Raw genomic sequence first — 15623 nt, forward strand, 5'->3', positions numbered from 1 at the left:
GCATGAGCGCGTACGACAGGTACGGGTTGGCCGCGGAGTCCAGGGCGCGGTACTCGACGCGCGTCGACTGTCCCTTGTTCGGCTTGTACAGCGGCACGCGCACGAGCGCGGAGCGGTTGTTGTGGCCCCAGCAGATGAAGCTGGGGGCCTCGTCGCCGCCCCACAGGCGCTTGTACGAGTTGACGAACTGGTTGGTGACGGCCGAGATCTCGTTGGCGTGGCGCAGCAGCCCCGCGATGAAGTGACGGCCCACCTTGGACAGCTGGTACTGCGCACCCTCTTCGTAGAAGGCGTTCATGTCGCCCTCGAAGAGCGACAGGTGCGTGTGCATGCCGCTGCCGGGCTGGCCGCTGATCGGCTTCGGCATGAAGGTCGCGTAGACGCCCTGTTCGATCGCGACCTCTTTGACCACCGTGCGGAAGGTCATGATGTTGTCGGCCGTGGTGAGAGCGTCGGCGTAGCGCAGGTCGATCTCGTTCTGGCCGGGGCCGCCCTCGTGGTGGCTGAATTCGACCGAGATGCCGAGGTCCTCGAGCATGCGCACCGACCGGCGACGGAAGTCGTGCGCGGTGCCGCCGGGGACGTTGTCGAAGTAGCCCGCCGAGTCGACCGGCTGCGGACGGCCGTCCGCGCCCAGCTGCGACGACTTCAGCAGGTAGAACTCGATCTCGGGGTGCGTGTAGAACGTGAAGCCGGCGTCGGCTGCCTTGGCCAGTGTGCGCTTGAGCACGTGGCGGGGGTCGGCGACGGCGGGTTGACCGTCGGGCGTGGTGATGTCGCAGAACATGCGCGCGGTCGGGTCGATCTCACCGCGCCACGGCAGGATCTGGAAGGTCGTGGGGTCGGGGTGCGCGAGCAGGTCGGACTCGTACGAGCGCGTGAGGCCCTCGATCGCCGATCCGTCGAAGCCCAGTCCCTCGGTGAACGCCCCCTCGACCTCGGCCGGGGCGATCGCCACCGACTTCAGCGTGCCGACCACGTCGGTGAACCACAGGCGCACGAACTTGACGCCGCGCTCCTCGATCGTGCGCAGGACGAAATCGCGCTGCTTGTCCATCGTCATCCCTCGTTTCGGTGGGTCAGCGAGCCGAGCTCGAGCCCCAGTCGTCCTGTGCCTCTTCGTCGGCCCACTGCTTCGCGCGCTTCTTCATCAGCTCGGGAGCGGCGGCCGCCTCTTCGGCGGTGTCGAACGGGCCGGCGCGATCGATCGCGGGCGACTCGAAGCCCTGCTCGACCTTGCCGGTCTCGAGGTTGTACCAGTACTTCTTGTCGTCGCTCACGATGGCTCCTCACCTGGGTCGTGCGTCCCGGCGCAGAACGCCGGTGCTCCCCCGATCCTACTGATGCCGACCGTGCGGCTGGATAGGCTGAGGGGTATGGCAACGAATGCGTCGCGTGCGGTCGGAGTGGACATCGGTGGAACCGGCATCAAGGCCGGGATCGTCGACCTGGATGCCGGGGAGCTCATCAGCGACCGGGTCAAGGTGTCCACCCCCGCCGGAGCCGAACCCGCCGACGTCCTCGCCGCGGTGAAAGAGGTTCTCCAGACGCTCGAGGCGCCGGCGGATCTGCCCCTGGGAGTGGCCTTCCCCGCGATCGTGAAGGGCGGACGCACGCTGTCGGCCGCGAACGTGTCGAAGGCGTGGATCGGCTTCGAGGCCGAGAAGTTCTTCGAGCAGGGGCTGTCGCGCGACATCCACTTCGCGAACGACGCCGATGTCGCCGGCATCGCCGAGGTGCGGTACGGCGCGGCCAAGGGCGTCGAGGGCCTCGTCATCCTGACGACGCTCGGTACGGGCATCGGCTCGGCCATGATCTACGACGGCGTCCTCGTCCCGAACAGCGAGCTCGGCCACCTGCAGCGCGCCGGTCACAAGAAGGATGCCGAGCACTTCGCCGCCTACTCCGCGCTGGAGCGCGAGGAATTGTCGTGGGAGAAGTGGGCCAAGCGTCTGCAGTGGTACTACGACTACGTCGAGTTCCTCTTCAGCCCCGACCTGATCGTCGTGGGCGGCGGCGTGTCGAAGCACTCCGAGCACTTCTTGCCGCTGCTGAAGCTGCGCGCGCCGATCGTCCCGGCGAAGCACCGCAACAACGCGGGCATCATCGGCGCGGCCTCGCTCGCCGTGCCCGTTCCCGAAGCGCTTCCCGCGGTCAAGTAGGCCGCGTCGCCGTCACGCGGCATCCACCTGGCGCACGCTCACGGCGTTGCGCCAGACGACCGGCGCCCAGTGCCCGCCCTCGCAGGGCACCTCGAGCATGACGACCCGGTCGTTGCCGCCCGTCGCCCACGCCGGCTCGCGCGTGGCCGCGCGGTTGGGCCAGGTGATCCACGCCCACACCGCGCGCTTGTCGGCGTACCACTCGATCGGGCGCGAGCCCCAGGTCTCGGGCTGCAGCGTGCAGGGGGCGATGGATGCCAGAACCCGCGCGACCATTTCGTCGCTGACTCTCGTCGACCCCATGCACCGGACCCCTTCCCCGGCCGAGTCCGAGTGTAGAACATATGTCCGACACTGAGGTGGGGTGTGGACTCCCCGCCTCGACGAAGGTGACCCCCCTGGGCGCAGGGGGCGCACAGGAGGGTCTGCAGGGTATTCGGCGCGCGGCGGCGATCGGGTTGGACGGGTGCGTTGTGCGGCCAGAGATATCACCCCAGGGACGGTTCGATTTCGTCCCGAGTTCGGCGCCGTGATGGTCGCGGCCATCCCGTCAGGGCATCGTCAGCGTCTTCACTCCGTCGCCGTTTGCGGGGGTCGACAGCGCCTGCGTGTAATAGGCCTCTTCGAGCGGAATGCAGATTCCGATGAGAATCCATTCCGATTCCGTCTGCGCGAGATCGTCGTAGTCGTTCCAGCGGTGATCGCCGCGTTTCTCGGGGAGCGGCACGTACAGACGGAAGGAGCCCGCGTACGGATGCTCCGCCGTGAACTCGACCGTCACCCCGCCGGAATCCGGTGTCAGGCGGGTCAGGTGAAAGGCTCGCAGATACTGGCCGGGCCCGAAGCTGTCTCGGAGGGGCGTGAGGAAATCGAGTTGCGTCACCCGGCGACCTCCCGGACCCAGGCCGGGCAGACCGTTGGCCCTTCGCAGTACGCGGTGATGACGCCGCGGGGCGCACCATCGTTCAGTCTTACGTCGCTCATCACTACCCGCACATCCATCGACCGCGCAGGAGACGCAAACTGGCCGAGACTTTGTGCAACTGATTCTTCCGGCTCGGCGCCGAGCAGGTCGTCTTGAATGTCCTGCCCGACCTTCTCGGCGTTTTCGATGAGTTCGCCCACAGGCATGGTGTCTCCGATTTCGGAATCGGCCAATCCCATGACTGTGACTGTGGTGGGGTCTTCCACGACCACGTCAGTGGGATCGAAGTCGGCGGCGTGACTCGGTGACGCGGCGGCAGGGGCCGTGGCAACGGCGACGGCGAGGGCAAGGGCTGCGGACATTTCACGCGGAAACACTCCGAACCAATCCTTCCGCGAGCCCCGAGCGGGCTCGCATCAGCGAGAAGCTAGCGACGATCCCGAGCCCCTCTCCTGCCGCCCGGCTGAACAGCGCGCCGTGAGTCGCAAGGAGCCGCGAACTGCTGCATGAGGGGCGAATGGGCCGGCCTGTACGCCGGGTTCTGTCCGGGGGCGTGAGCCCCGTGGACGGTCATCTCTCTCGGCGACACGTTGCCGTGCCGCTCCAGCGGCCTACCCGGGGACTCGGCGAGCCGCGTCTGCATCCCCTGTCTGGCCTTGCTCCGGACGAGGTTTACCTGGCGGATCGTGTCACCACGACCCCCGGTGGTCTCTTACACCACCCTTTCACCCTTACCCGCGCGAGGCGGGCGGTCTGCTCTCTGTGGCACTGTCTCGCGGATTGCTCCGGGTGGGTGTTACCCACCGTCCTGCCCTGTGGAGCCCGGACGTTCCTCGGCACGGGCGACCCCGTGACGCGACCGTCCAGCCGACCCATTCGCGAGGTCGAGTCTACCGGCGCGGCGCGGGCGCCTCCGACGGCTCACCCCTTCGCGGCGGTGTCGCCGATGCGCAGGTCGAGGGGGAAATCGATGGGGAACGTCCCGAACAGCAGGCGCCCCGCCGTGGCGGCGGCCTCACGGACCGCGTCGGCGACGGCATCCGCCAGCTCCACGGGGGTGTGCACGACGATCTCATCATGCAGGAAGAACGCGAGGTGGGGTCGGCGCGCGAACACCGGACCGGACGCCACGGCCGCGGTGACGGCATCCGGAACCGAGAACCCCGCCAGGCGGGTGCGCAGGTCGGCCAGCCACGCGAGCGCCCACTCCGCGGCCGTGCCCTGCACGACGAAGTTGCGGGTGAAGCGTCCGCGGTCGCGGGCGGACCGACGCGCGCGCGTCTCGTCGATCCCGGATGCCGCGGACGCGCTCGCCTGCGATTGCAGCAACCGCCATGTTTCGCCGGCGGCCGGAGAGGTGCGACCGAGCCACGTGTGCACCACGCCGCCGTCTTCTCCTGTTCGCGCGGCCTCGTCGACGAGGGCCATCGCCCGGGGAAAGGTGCGGCGTAGGCGCGGAAGGAGCCGGCCGCTCTCGCCGGTCGTGGCGCCGTACATCGCGCCCAGCATCGCGAGCTTGGCCTCGGCGCGGCTCGCCACCGCGCCCCTCTCGACGATGCCCGCGTACAGGTCGCGACCGGCCGCGGCCTCGGCGAGGGCGGTGTCGCGCGCCATCGCCGCGAGCACGCGCGGTTCGAGCTGGGCGACGTCGGCGGTCACGAGCGTCCATCCCGGATCCGCGCGCACGGCGGTGCGCAGCGCACGCGGAATCTGCAGCGCCCCTCCCCCGGACGACGCCCATCGCCCGGTGACCACCCCGGCGGGGACGTACACGGGGCGGAACCGATCGTCGCGCACCCACTCGTCCAACCATGCCCAGCCGTTCGCGGTGTACAGGCGCATCAGCTTCTTGTAGGCGATCAGGGGCGCGACGGCGGGGTGATCATGCTCGGCGAGCTCCCATCGCGACGTCGACTGCACGAGCAGTCCCGCGCGGTGCAGCGCGCGCAGGAGCTTCGGCTGCGAGTCGAGCGACACGGAGGCATCGCCGAGCGCAGCGCGGACGGCCTCGGCCGCCCGCTCGATCCGCACGGGCGGGCCACCGGGGCGTCGTGAGCCCAGCTCGCGTTCGAGCAGCGCTTCGTGCGCGGCGCGGCTGTACGGGACGCCGGCCGCATGAAGCTCGGCGGCGATGAGTGCGCCCGCGGACTCGGCCGCGCACAGCAGGCGCAGGGCCCCCGCCGAGGTGCTGTCGCGGATGACGGCGAGCTGACGTCCGTATTCGGCGGTGGCCGCGTCGACGCTTTCGGGGATCCCGGATGCCGCTTCGCCCAGGTCGAAGAGCGTGTCGCCGGTCGCGGTGGTGGAGGCGGCGGCATCCCATTCGACATGCGTGCGCAGGCCGTGGTCGTCGGTCACCGAGACAGCGTCGCGCAGGATGCCGTGCACCAGCCGCAGGTCCCAGGCTCGCGCGACGCGCACACCGGCGTCGAGCAGTCGCGGTGCGAGGCTCGCGCTGTCGGCCCACACCCATCGGATGTCGCCCTGCGCCTCGCGTGCGGCGACGGTCTGCGGGAGTCGGTCGGTCGGAACCTCGACGGAGGTCGTCGGCGCGCCCGTGGCATCCGTGTCGACGAGGGCGAAGAGGTCGCCGCTCGTGCGCCCGATGACGACCGTGTCAGACGGCACGGACGCCCGTGGGGGTCATCGCGATTCTTCGGTGCGCACCAGGATGGCGCCGCACTCGGGGCAGAACACGACCTCGTCGGTCTGGGCGCGGCGCACGGTGGCCAAGTCGCTGGGCGGCAGCACCATACGGCAGGCTTCGCACGCGCCGGCGCGCAGCAGGCCCGCGCCGTTGCCGCGGGAGGACAGACGCTCGTACAGGCCGAGCAGGTCGGTGGGGACGGCGGCCGCCACCGCGTCGCGGTCACGGCGTGCGCCCTCGAGGCGCGTGGTAGCGTCGGCGACGGTGGACTTGGCGTCGGCGCTCAGCTGGGCGCCCTGCGCGTTGGTCTCGGCGATGAGCGCCTGCTGCTCGGCGACCGCGGCGTCCGCGGCCTCGAGGCGTTCCATGAGCGCAATCTCGATGTCTTCGAGGTCGCCCTTGCGGCGCGTCAGCGACGCCAACTCGCTCTCGAAGCCCTGCGCCTGCTTCGGGTTGGTCGACGCCGCCAGGCGCTCGGTGTCGCGCGCGATGCGGGCGTCGACGACGGCGACGTCGGACTCGAGGCGCTTCAGCTCGGCGGTGATGTCGTCGCGCGTGTTGGCGCGCGCCGACAGCTCTTGCGTGAGCGTCGCCCGCTGCGCGATGAGCTCGCGCACGCGCTCGGCCTGCGGCGGGTTCGCCGCAACGCGCTCGTCGCGGCGGATGCGGGCGTCGAGGTCGGCGAGATCGAGCAGTTTGCGCTGGTCGGCGGGATCGGCATTCACGTGCTCAACGCTACCCCGGGCCTCCGACATCCGCGGCACGCCCGTGCCCCGTCCGGTGGCGTGGTCCGACGGACGCGCGGCGGTAGACTCATGGCATCCAGGGCCTTTAGCTCAGCTGGTAGAGCGCCACGTTTACACCGTGGATGTCGTCGGTTCGATCCCGGCAGGGCCCACCTCACGTCACGACGCCGGGATGCATCCCGCGCTCACTGCCGCCCCACCCCCCATCGCCTTCGGGCGCCGCAGAGGGCCCGCTCAGCTCAGGATGTTCACGCTGCGCGCGATCACCAGCGCCAGCAGCACGAAGCCCGAGATCGCCTGCACCATCATGAAGAGCTTGGCGCGGCCGGTCAGGGGCATCACGTCGGTGGGGCTGAAGGCCATCGCGTTGGATGCCGAGAAATAGAGGTAGTCCACGTACCCGGGCGCCCAGTCCGCGACGTCCGACGAACGGCGCGCGACCTCGCTGACGGCGTCGCGGTCGGAGTCCTGCGGGAACTGGAAGTCCGCCGCCGGCAACTCCGCGCGCGCGTCGCGGCGACGGGCGATCGGCCCCCCGCGGTCCATCTCCCAGTACACGACCGCGTAGCCGATGACGTTGATCGCCCAGACCTGCGCCGCTCCGAGCAGCGTCGCCGCTCCGCTGCCCTCGCCGCGCAGCAGCTGCTGCAGCAGCAGCACGAGAGCGATCTGATTGGCGACCAGCAGCAGCGCGGTGAAGGCGATCGCGAAGCCGCGCCCGATGCGCGACGGCCGGGTCAGTCGCGACGGGTTGGTCACCACCATCGGGATCACGCACAGCGCGCCGACCCCGACGACGACGTACCTCAGGATGCCGGATGCCTCGCTCGGCAGGAAGGCGTATAGCCCCGCGCCGACGGCGAGGGCGATCAGCACCGGCCACCGGTGCTCGGGGCGGGTGCGGAACCCCGCGGCGTCCTGGGTGCTCACGGGCTCAGGCTAGACCTCTCGGAACGTCCCTCCCCCGGCCGCGGGGAGGTCCCGGCATCCGTCATCGGGAGTTCGCAGGTGGCGCTCGACATCTCGACATCGAGTGGACGGGGCGACGCGATCGCCGCGGCGTCGCCCGCGCGCATCCGATGTCGGCGCGACTCGCTAGGCTGGACGTTGGTTGATTGTGCGGAGCGAACAAGGGTTGCCGCACTCGTATGGCGATTCTCTGGCATGACCTGCCAGACGACGAAAGGTCTTCCGTGACTGTTCACGACCAGGATCCGTATTCGCAGGGGCCGCAGGACAGCGACCCGGAAGAGACCGGGGAGTGGCAGGAATCCCTCCGCCAGCTCGTCCAGGCCAAGGGTCCGGCTCGCGCTCGCGAGATCATGCTGAGCCTTCTCAAGGGCTCGAAGGAACTGCACCTCAACGTGCCGATGGTTCCGACCACCGACTACATCAACACCATCTCGCAGAAGAACGAGCCCGACTTCCCCGGTGACGAGGAGCTCGAGCGCCGCTACCGCAAGTGGATCCGCTGGAACGCCGCGGTCACCGTGCACCGCGCGCAGCGCCCCGGCATCGGCGTCGGCGGCCACATCTCGACGTACGCCTCGTCGGCGGCGCTGTACGAGGTGGGCTTCAACCACTTCTTCCGCGGCCTCGACGACCCGTCCGGCGGCGACCAGATCTTCATCCAGGGCCACGCCTCGCCCGGCGCCTACGCCCGCGCGTTCCTCGAGGGGCGTCTGACCGAGGCGCAGCTCGACGGCTTCCGTCAAGAGAAGTCGGCCGCGCCCAACGGCATCCCCTCCTACCCGCACCCCCGTCTGATGCCGGAGTTCTGGCAGTTCCCGACGGTGTCGATGGGTCTGGGCCCGATCAATGCCATCTACCAGGCGATGTCGAACAAGTACCTGTCGAACCGCGGGATCAAGGACGTCTCCGACTCCCACGTGTGGGCCTACCTCGGCGATGGCGAGATGGACGAGGTCGAGAGCCGCGGACAGCTCCAGGTCGCCGCGAACGAGGGTCTCGACAACCTGACCTTCATCATCAACTGCAACCTGCAGCGCCTCGACGGACCCGTCCGCGGTAACGGCAAGATCATCCAGGAGCTCGAGAGCTTCTTCCGCGGTGCCGGCTGGAACGTCATCAAGGTCGTGTGGGGTCGCGAATGGGACGACCTGCTCGCCCGCGACACCGAGGGTGCGCTGCTGAACCTGATGAACACCACGCCCGACGGCGATTACCAGACGTACAAGGCCGAGAACGGCGCGTACGTCCGCGAGAACTTCTTCGGTCGCGACCCCCGCGCCCTCGAGCTCGTGAAGGATTACACCGACGAGCAGGTCTGGGGTCTCAAGCGCGGTGGCCACGACTACCGCAAGGTGTTCGCGGCGTTCAAGGCCGCCAAGGAGCACAAGGGCCAGCCCACCGTGATCCTGGCCAAGACCATCAAGGGCTACGGCCTCGGCCCCCACTTCGAGGGCCGCAACGCCACGCACCAGATGAAGAAGCTGACGCTCGACGACCTCAAGTCGTTCCGCGACGCGATGGACATCCCCGTCACCGACGCGCAGCTCGAAGAGAACCCGTACCAGCCGCCGTACTACAACCCCGGTGAGCAGGACGAGACGATCAAGTACATGCTCGAGCGTCGTCGCGAGCTCGGCGGTTTCCTGCCCGAGCGCCGGACGACCCACGTCGGCCTGGAACTGCCCGGGGATGCCGCCTACGCGCTGCCGAAGAAGGGTTCGGGCACGCAGGACGTCGCCACCACGATGGCCTTCGTCCGCCTGCTGAAGGACCTTCTGCGGGTCAAGGGCTTCGGTCACCGCATCGTGCCGATCATCCCCGACGAGGCGCGCACCTTCGGTATGGACGCGTACTTCCCGACCGCGAAGATCTACAACCCCAAGGGTCAGCACTACACCTCGGTGGACCGCGAGCTGCTGCTGGCGTACAAAGAGAGCCCCGAGGGGCAGATCATCCACGTCGGCATCAACGAGGCGGGCGCCCTGGCGGCGTTCACCGCGGCCGGCACGGCGTACGCGACGCACGGCGAGCCGCTGATCCCGGTCTACGTCTTCTACTCGATGTTCGGCTTCCAGCGCACGGGCGACGCCCAGTGGGCCGCCGGCGACCAGATGGCGCGCGGCTTCATCATCGGCGCCACGGCCGGCCGCACCACCCTGACGGGTGAGGGTCTGCAGCACGCCGACGGCCACTCGCAGTTGCTCGCCTCGACAAACCCCGCGACCGTGTCGTACGACCCGGCCTACGGGTACGAGATCGCGCACATCGTCCGCTCGGGTATCGAGCGCATGTACGGCGGCGAGCACCCCGACCCAAACGTCATGTACTACATGACGGTCTACAACGAGCCCTACATCCAGCCCGCGGAGCCCGAGGGGGTCGACGTGGACGGTATCGTCCGCGGCATCCACCACATCTCCACCGGCGAGGGCGACGGGCCCCGCACCCAGCTGCTCGCCTCGGGCGTCGGTGTGCCGTGGGCGCTCGAGGCTCAGCGTCTGCTCAAGGACGACTGGAACGTGAAGGCGGACGTCTGGTCGGTCACCTCGTGGTCGGAGCTGCGTCGCGACGGCCTCGCCGCCGACGAGCACAACTTCCTGCACCCCGACGAGGAGCCCCGCGTGGCCTACCTCACCGACAAGCTGAAGGAAGCCGAGGGTCCCGTCGTGGCCGTCAGCGACTGGATGCACGCGGTGCAGGACCAGATCCGCCAGTGGGTCCCGCAGAACTACTGGACGCTCGGTGCCGACGGCTTCGGCTTCTCGGACACCCGCGCCGCGGCCCGTCGCTTCTTCAAGATCGACGGCCCCTCGCTCGCGGTGCGCGCCCTGCAGGCGCTGGCCGAAGAGGGCAAGGTCGACCGCGCCGTCGTCGGCCAGGCCATCGAGAAGTACCGCCTGCACGACGTCAACGCCGGCACCAGCGGCAACGCGGGCGGCGAGGCCTGATCACGTGAGGTCCTCCACCGACGGGCCCGGTTCCGCCCCCACGGGCGGGGCCGGGCCCGACCGGTCTGCGGCCGCCGCGGCCGAGGTGGCGCAAGAGAAGGCCGAGACGCTCGTCTGGCTGCGCCGCATCTCGGGCGATCTGGCCACCGCGACCATCCAGCGGCTCGAAGAGACGCTGCCCTGGTACGCCGAGATGCCGCCCGCGCGGCGCTCGGCGGTGGGTCTCGTCGCACAGGCCGGCATCACCTCGTTCCTCAAGTGGTTCGAGGAGCCCGCGTCGACCCCCGCGATCGCCGCCGACATCTTCGCCGCCGCTCCCCGCGAGCTGCTGCGCAGCGTCAGCCTCACCCAGACCCTGCAGCTCGTGCGCGTCACGGTCGAGGTGATGGAGGAGCGGGTCGCGGGGCGCAGTGAGCGCGTCCGCGAGGCGATGCTGTCGTACTCGCGCGAGGTGGCCTTCGCCGCGGCCGACGTCTACGCGCGTGCCGCCGAAGCCCGCGGCTTGTGGGATGCCCGTCTCGAGGCCCTCGTGGTCGACTCGATCCTGACCGGTGAGGCCGACGACGAACTCCCGAGCCGCATCGCCGCCCTGGGCTGGCACGGCCACGGCGAAGTGTCGGTGCTCGTGGGCACGACTCCCCCGCAGCTGGACGTCGACCAGGTGCGCCGCACGGCGCGCAAGCTGGGCGTCGACGTGCTCATCGGGGTGCAGGGGTCGCGCCTCGTCCTGGTGCTGGGCCGCGCCGACCTGCCGGCCCGCGCGGGCGACGACGTCACCGAACTGCCGTTCACCGAGATCGCCAAACGTCTCGAGCCGAGCTTCGGCTCCGGGCACCTCGTGCTCGGCCCCGCCGTGCCCGCCCTCGTCGACGCGGGCCAGAGCGCGCGAGCCGCCCTCGCCGGGTTCGCCGTCGCCCGGGCCTGGCGTCATGCCCCGCGCCCCGTCGAGGCCGATGATCTGCTGCCCGAGCGGGCGCTCGCGGGTGACGCCGTCGCCAAGCAGACCCTGGTCGACCGCGTCTACCGCCCGCTCCAGGCGCACAGCGCCGACCTCGTCGCGACGCTGTGGAGCTACCTCGACAACGGTCGGTCGCTCGAGGCCACGGCGCGCGAACTGTACGTGCACCCGAACACGGTGCGCTACCGCCTCAAGCGGGTGTCGGAAGTGATCGGGTGGGATGCCACCGGCCCCCGCGAAGCGCTCATCCTGCAGACCGCGCTCATCCTCGGCTCGATCGGCACGGACGCGACGCGACGCCGCGGCCTCGCGGGTCGGCGCCCGGCCCCTTCGCGCTGACCCGCCCCCGTCCCCGTCCCCGTCCCCGTCCCCTCCCCCCCCCGGGGGGACCTGCCTGTTGAGTGTCCAGGACACGCCGCCGGCGACTCGCGCATCGCGGCGTGTCGTGGACACTCGACGGTGAAGAGGCCGCGCTGATGCACGGCGCGCACAAAGACACGCCGCATATCTGTGTCGATATCTCCAGAAGCGGGCGCTCGATCCTTGGCAGGATGGAACGGTGATCATCGCCGTCTTCCCCGGACAGGGTTCGCAGACCCCCGGCTTCCTCTCGCCCTGGCTCGAACTCGACGGAGTGCGTGAGCGTCTCGAGACGTTCTCGGAGCAGGCGGGCGTCGACCTCGTCGCCGCCGGAACCGACTGGGATGCCGACCGCATCCGCGACACCGCGGTCGCCCAGCCCCTCATCGTGGCGGCGAGCCTGCTGTCGTGGTCGGCCCTGCGGCAGCGCACCGACGCGGCCGTCGCCGGGGTCGCGGGACACTCCGTCGGTGAGATCGCCGCGCTGGCGGCATCCGGAGTCCTGCACGACGACGACGCCCTGCGTCTGGTCGGACTGCGCGGCCGCGCCATGGCCGAAGCCGCCGCGGCCGTCGAGACGGGCATGAGCGCCGTGGTCGGCGGGGACGAGCAGGCCGTGCTCGATCGCCTCGCGGAACTCGGCCTCACCCCCGCCAACTACAACGGCGGCGGACAGATCGTGGCCGCCGGAGAGCTGCCCGCCCTGTCGGAGCTGGCCGGCGAGACTCCCCGCGGCGCCCGGGTCATCCCGCTGCAGGTCGCCGGAGCCTTCCACACCCGTTTCATGGAGCCCGCCGTCGAGACGCTGCGCGCCGCCGCCGCCGACGTCGAGGTGTCCGATCCCGCGACCACGCTGTGGACGAACTCCGACGGCTCGGTCGTCGCCGAGGGGCGCCGCGCCCTCGACCTCGTCGTCGCGCAGGTCGCCTCGCCCGTCCGCTGGGACCGCTGCATGGCCTCGTTCGCCGAGCACGGCGTGACCGGCATCATCGAACTGTCGCCCGCGGGTGCACTCACGGGGCTCGCCAAGCGCGCCCTGCGCGGCACCCCCACCGTGGCGGTCAAGACCCCCGACGACCTCGACGCGGCCGTCTCACTCCTGAAAGAAGACCAGGCATGAGCACCCCCACCCTCCGCCAGACCCAGGGCGCGGCGCACACCCGCATCTACGCCTACGGCGCCGCCCGCGGCGAGAACTTCGTCCCCAACGACGACCTCGTCGGGCCGATCGACTCCAGTGACGAGTGGATCCGCCAGCGCACCGGCATCGTCACGCGCGTCCGCGCCGACAAGGACACGGATGCCATCGACCTGGCCGCCGCCGCCGCGCGCGAGGCCGTCGAGAAATCCGGCGTCGCCCCCGCCGACATCGACGCCGTGATCGTCGCGACCATCAGCAACCCCAAGCAGACGCCCTCGGCATCCGCGATCGTCGCCGACCGCATCGGGGCGAACCCGGCGGCCGCGTACGACGTCAACGCCGCCTGCGCCGGCTTCGCGTACGGCGTGGGCCAGGCCGACGCGCTCGTGCGGGCGGGCCTCGCGAAGCACGTCGTCGTGGTGGGCGCCGAGAAGCTCAGCGACATCGTCGACCCCACGGACCGCAGCATCTCGTTCCTGCTGGGCGACGGTGCGGGAGCGGTCGTCGTCGGCCCGAGCGACACCCCCGGCATCGGACCGACCATCTGGGGCTCCGACGGTTCCAAGGCCGACGCGGTAGGCATGAACGCCACACTCAACGAGTTCCGCGACGGTACGGCACCCTGGCCGACGCTGCGCCAAGAGGGCCCCACGGTGTTCCGCTGGGCCGTCTGGGAGATGGTGAAGGTCGCACGTCAGGCCATCGAGGCCGCGGGCATCGAGCCCGCCGACCTCGCCGCGTTCGTCCCGCACCAGGCGAACATGCGCATCATCGACGAGTTCGCCAAGCAGCTGGGGCTGCCCGAGACCGTGATCATCGGTCGCGACATCGAGACCACGGGCAACACCTCGGCGGCATCCATCCCGCTCGCCACCCACCGTCTGCTCGAGGAGCACCCCGAGCTCAGCGGCGGGCTGGCGCTGCAGATCGGCTTCGGCGCCGGACTCGTGTTCGGCGCGCAGGTCGTCGTCCTCCCCTGACGCGCACGCGTCGAACCCTAGACTGATCGGGGCCCGACAGGCCCGCCCTCAACAAACAGGAGACATCATGGCATTCACCAACGACGAGGTCCTCGCCGGACTTGCCGAGCTCATCACCGACGAGACCGGTATCTCGGCCGACGAGGTCGCGATGGAGAAGTCGTTCACCGACGACCTCGACATCGACTCCATCTCGATGATGACGATCGTCGTCAACGCCGAGGAGAAGTTCGGCGTCACCATCCCCGACGACGAGGTCAAGAACCTCAAGACCGTCGGCGACGCCGTGACCTTCATCACGTCGAACCAGTCCTGACACCTCCCGGTGGGGGCTCCGGCCCCCACCGGTCACGACCTGTCGGCCGCACCAAGGATTCCTCGCTCATGAGCACACCCCGCATCGTCGTCACCGGCATCGGAGCCACCTCGCCCATCGGCGGGACGGCCCCCGAGAGCTGGTCCGCCCTGCTCGCCGGCACCTCCGGCGCCCGTTCCCTCGAACACGAGTGGGTCGAGCAGTACAACCTGCCCGTCACGTTCGCCGCCGAGGCGCTCGTACGCCCCGAGACCGTGCTCGAGCGACCCGTCGCCAAGCGGCTCGACCCCTCGTCGCAGCTCGCGATGGTGGCCGCCAAAGAGGCGTGGGAGGATGCCGGCTCGCCCGACATCGACCCCGAGCGCCTCGGCGTCGACTTCGCCACCGGGATCGGCGGCGTCTGGACGCTGCTCGACGCGTGGGACACCCTGCGCGAGAAGGGCCCGCGTCGCGTCATGCCGATGACGGTGCCCATGCTCATGCCGAACGCGGCCGCGGGCAACCTGTCGCTGCACTTCAACGCCCGCGCGTTCGCGCGCACCGTCGCCTCGGCCTGCGCCTCGAGCACCGAGTCCATCGTCAACGCCGTGCAGCACATCCGCGACGGCCTCGCCGACGTCGTCATCGCCGGCGGTACCGAATCGGCGATCCACCCGATCACCATTGCGTCGTTCGCGTCGATGCAGGCGCTGTCGAAGCGCAACGACTCCCCCGAGACCGCCTCGCGTCCGGCCAGCATCGACCGCGACGGCTTCGTCATGGGCGAGGGCGCCGGTGTGCTGATCCTCGAGACCGAGGAGCACGCCAAGGCGCGCGGGGCCAAGATCTACGCGTCGATCGTGGGCGGCGGCGTCACCGCTGACTCGTACCACATCACCGCGAACGACCCCGAGGGCCGCGGTGCCGCCCGTGCGGTGCGCATGGCTCTCGAGATGGCGGGCGCCTCGCCCGACGACGTCACCCACATCAACGCCCACGCCACCTCGACCCCCGTCGGCGACCCGAACGAGTACCAGGCGCTGCGCGCCGTCTTCGGGGAGCGGGTGGACGAGATCCCCGTGTCGGCGACCAAGGCCTCGACCGGTCACCTGCTCGGCGGGACGGGTGCCCTCGAGGCGATCTTCACGGTCCTGGCCCTGCAGAACCGCGTCGCCCCGCCCACGATCAACCTCACCGAGCAGGACCCCGAGGTCCCGTTCGCGCTGTCCGGCTCCACCGTCGAACTCGGCGCCCGAGACCAGCTCGCGATCAGCAACTCGTTCGGCTTCGGCGGTCACAACGCCGTCGTCGCCATCGCCTCGGTCTGAGCGACCCCGAACGTACCGACGCCCCCTGGCATCCCTCCGACTGCGATCGGGGATGCCAGGGGGCGTCGGTGTTGTCGGACGGGCGATACGCGGTCCCGGTGCCGGGGGCGATCACCGACCTCCGGTAATGGCGCCTCGCGCGTCCGACGGCTCTGACGGGC

At 70.2% G+C, this 15623-nt stretch carries 15 protein-coding genes, 1 tRNA gene and 1 other RNA gene; 8 read left to right on the top strand and 9 right to left on the bottom strand.

The window, feature by feature from the left end:
* Both DC432_RS10120 and DC432_RS10125 read right to left on the bottom strand, forming a co-directional pair.
* On the bottom strand, positions 1-1057 hold a 1057-nt coding region (locus tag DC432_RS10120), incomplete at its 3' end, for a glutamine synthetase family protein (RefSeq protein WP_133177920.1).
* A 22-nt stretch (positions 1058-1079) separates the two neighbouring features.
* The gene (locus tag DC432_RS10125; RefSeq protein WP_165801240.1) at positions 1080-1280 is read right to left on the bottom strand and encodes an SPOR domain-containing protein; all 201 of its coding nucleotides are present in this window, start codon (positions 1278-1280) and stop codon (positions 1080-1082) included.
* A 96-nt stretch (positions 1281-1376) separates the two neighbouring features.
* Between DC432_RS10125 and ppgK the strand changes: the two genes are divergently transcribed.
* On the top strand, positions 1377-2162 hold the full coding sequence (ppgK, locus tag DC432_RS10130; RefSeq protein ID WP_108320074.1) for a polyphosphate--glucose phosphotransferase: 786 nt from the start codon (positions 1377-1379) through the stop codon (positions 2160-2162).
* Between the two features lie 12 nt (positions 2163-2174).
* Here ppgK and DC432_RS10135 read toward each other — a convergent pair whose 3' ends face one another.
* From DC432_RS10135 to DC432_RS10160, 6 genes are all read right to left on the bottom strand, one after another.
* On the bottom strand, positions 2175-2465 hold the full coding sequence (locus tag DC432_RS10135) for a hypothetical protein (protein WP_133177917.1): 291 nt from the start codon (positions 2463-2465) through the stop codon (positions 2175-2177).
* A 247-nt stretch (positions 2466-2712) separates the two neighbouring features.
* A complete protein-coding gene (locus tag DC432_RS10140) occupies positions 2713-3045 on the bottom strand; it encodes a hypothetical protein (protein ID WP_133177918.1) in 333 nt (110 codons plus the stop codon).
* On the bottom strand, positions 3042-3449 hold the full coding sequence (locus DC432_RS10145) for a hypothetical protein (protein ID WP_116537796.1): 408 nt from the start codon (positions 3447-3449) through the stop codon (positions 3042-3044). Before DC432_RS10145 ends, DC432_RS10140 begins: the two co-directional genes overlap by 4 nt.
* Before the next feature lie 152 nt (positions 3450-3601).
* Positions 3602-3962, bottom strand: an RNA gene (gene rnpB, locus DC432_RS10150) — RNase P RNA component class A.
* 46 nt (positions 3963-4008) lie between these two features.
* Positions 4009-5715 carry a bifunctional 3'-5' exonuclease/DNA polymerase gene (locus DC432_RS10155; RefSeq protein WP_116537797.1) on the bottom strand — a complete coding sequence of 569 codons (1707 nt, stop codon included), beginning with the start codon at positions 5713-5715 and terminating at the stop codon, positions 4009-4011.
* A 15-nt stretch (positions 5716-5730) separates the two neighbouring features.
* Complete coding sequence (locus tag DC432_RS10160; RefSeq protein ID WP_116537798.1) at positions 5731-6459, bottom strand: zinc ribbon domain-containing protein; 729 nt, start codon at positions 6457-6459, stop codon at positions 5731-5733.
* A 100-nt stretch (positions 6460-6559) separates the two neighbouring features.
* On the opposite strand from DC432_RS10160, the gene DC432_RS10165 reads away from it, so the two are divergent.
* Positions 6560-6632: transfer RNA gene (locus DC432_RS10165), tRNA-Val, on the top strand.
* An 82-nt stretch (positions 6633-6714) separates the two neighbouring features.
* Here DC432_RS10165 and DC432_RS10170 read toward each other — a convergent pair.
* Positions 6715-7410 carry a DUF1345 domain-containing protein gene (locus DC432_RS10170; protein WP_116537799.1) on the bottom strand — a complete coding sequence of 232 codons (696 nt, stop codon included), beginning with the start codon at positions 7408-7410 and terminating at the stop codon, positions 6715-6717.
* Between the two features lie 263 nt (positions 7411-7673).
* Here DC432_RS10170 and aceE point away from each other — a divergent pair, with 263 nt between their 5' ends.
* The 6 genes from aceE (at position 7674) to DC432_RS10200 (ending at position 15462) form a co-directional block, all read left to right on the top strand.
* Positions 7674-10400, top strand: coding sequence for a pyruvate dehydrogenase (acetyl-transferring), homodimeric type (gene aceE / locus DC432_RS10175; RefSeq protein WP_116537800.1), 2727 nt, complete (start codon positions 7674-7676; stop codon positions 10398-10400).
* An 85-nt stretch (positions 10401-10485) separates the two neighbouring features.
* Positions 10486-11697 (top strand): PucR family transcriptional regulator, encoded by a 1212-nt coding sequence (locus DC432_RS10180; RefSeq protein WP_116537801.1) that lies wholly within the window; start codon positions 10486-10488, stop codon positions 11695-11697.
* A gap of 220 nt (positions 11698-11917) precedes the next feature.
* A complete protein-coding gene (locus tag DC432_RS10185) occupies positions 11918-12838 on the top strand; it encodes an ACP S-malonyltransferase (protein ID WP_116537802.1) in 921 nt (306 codons plus the stop codon).
* The gene (locus DC432_RS10190; protein WP_108320053.1) at positions 12835-13839 is read left to right on the top strand and encodes a beta-ketoacyl-ACP synthase III; all 1005 of its coding nucleotides are present in this window, start codon (positions 12835-12837) and stop codon (positions 13837-13839) included. Before DC432_RS10185 ends, DC432_RS10190 begins: the two co-directional genes overlap by 4 nt.
* 67 nt (positions 13840-13906) lie before the next feature.
* The gene (locus DC432_RS10195; protein ID WP_108320051.1) at positions 13907-14155 is read left to right on the top strand and encodes an acyl carrier protein; all 249 of its coding nucleotides are present in this window, start codon (positions 13907-13909) and stop codon (positions 14153-14155) included.
* Positions 14156-14223: 68 nt separating this feature from the next.
* A complete protein-coding gene (locus DC432_RS10200; RefSeq protein ID WP_116537803.1) occupies positions 14224-15462 on the top strand; it encodes a beta-ketoacyl-[acyl-carrier-protein] synthase family protein in 1239 nt (412 codons plus the stop codon).
* Positions 15463-15623 lie beyond the last annotated feature (161 nt).

Origin of the sequence: Microbacterium testaceum, assembly GCF_003075375.1 — a bacterium.
Taxonomy (GTDB): domain Bacteria; phylum Actinomycetota; class Actinomycetes; order Actinomycetales; family Microbacteriaceae; genus Microbacterium; species Microbacterium testaceum_E.

Excerpts from the sequence above, each read along its gene's own strand:
- DC432_RS10135 (WP_133177917.1), bottom strand. The coding sequence starts at position 2,465 with ATGGGGTCGACGAGAGTCAGCGACGAAATGGTCGCGCGGGTTCTGGCA.
- DC432_RS10200 (WP_116537803.1), top strand. The coding sequence starts at position 14,224 with ATGAGCACACCCCGCATCGTCGTCACCGGCATCGGAGCCACCTCGCCC.
- DC432_RS10145 (WP_116537796.1), bottom strand. The coding sequence starts at position 3,449 with ATGTCCGCAGCCCTTGCCCTCGCCGTCGCCGTTGCCACGGCCCCTGCC.
- ppgK (WP_108320074.1), top strand. The coding sequence starts at position 1,377 with ATGGCAACGAATGCGTCGCGTGCGGTCGGAGTGGACATCGGTGGAACC.
- DC432_RS10195 (WP_108320051.1), top strand. The coding sequence starts at position 13,907 with ATGGCATTCACCAACGACGAGGTCCTCGCCGGACTTGCCGAGCTCATC.
- DC432_RS10190 (WP_108320053.1), top strand. The coding sequence starts at position 12,835 with ATGAGCACCCCCACCCTCCGCCAGACCCAGGGCGCGGCGCACACCCGC.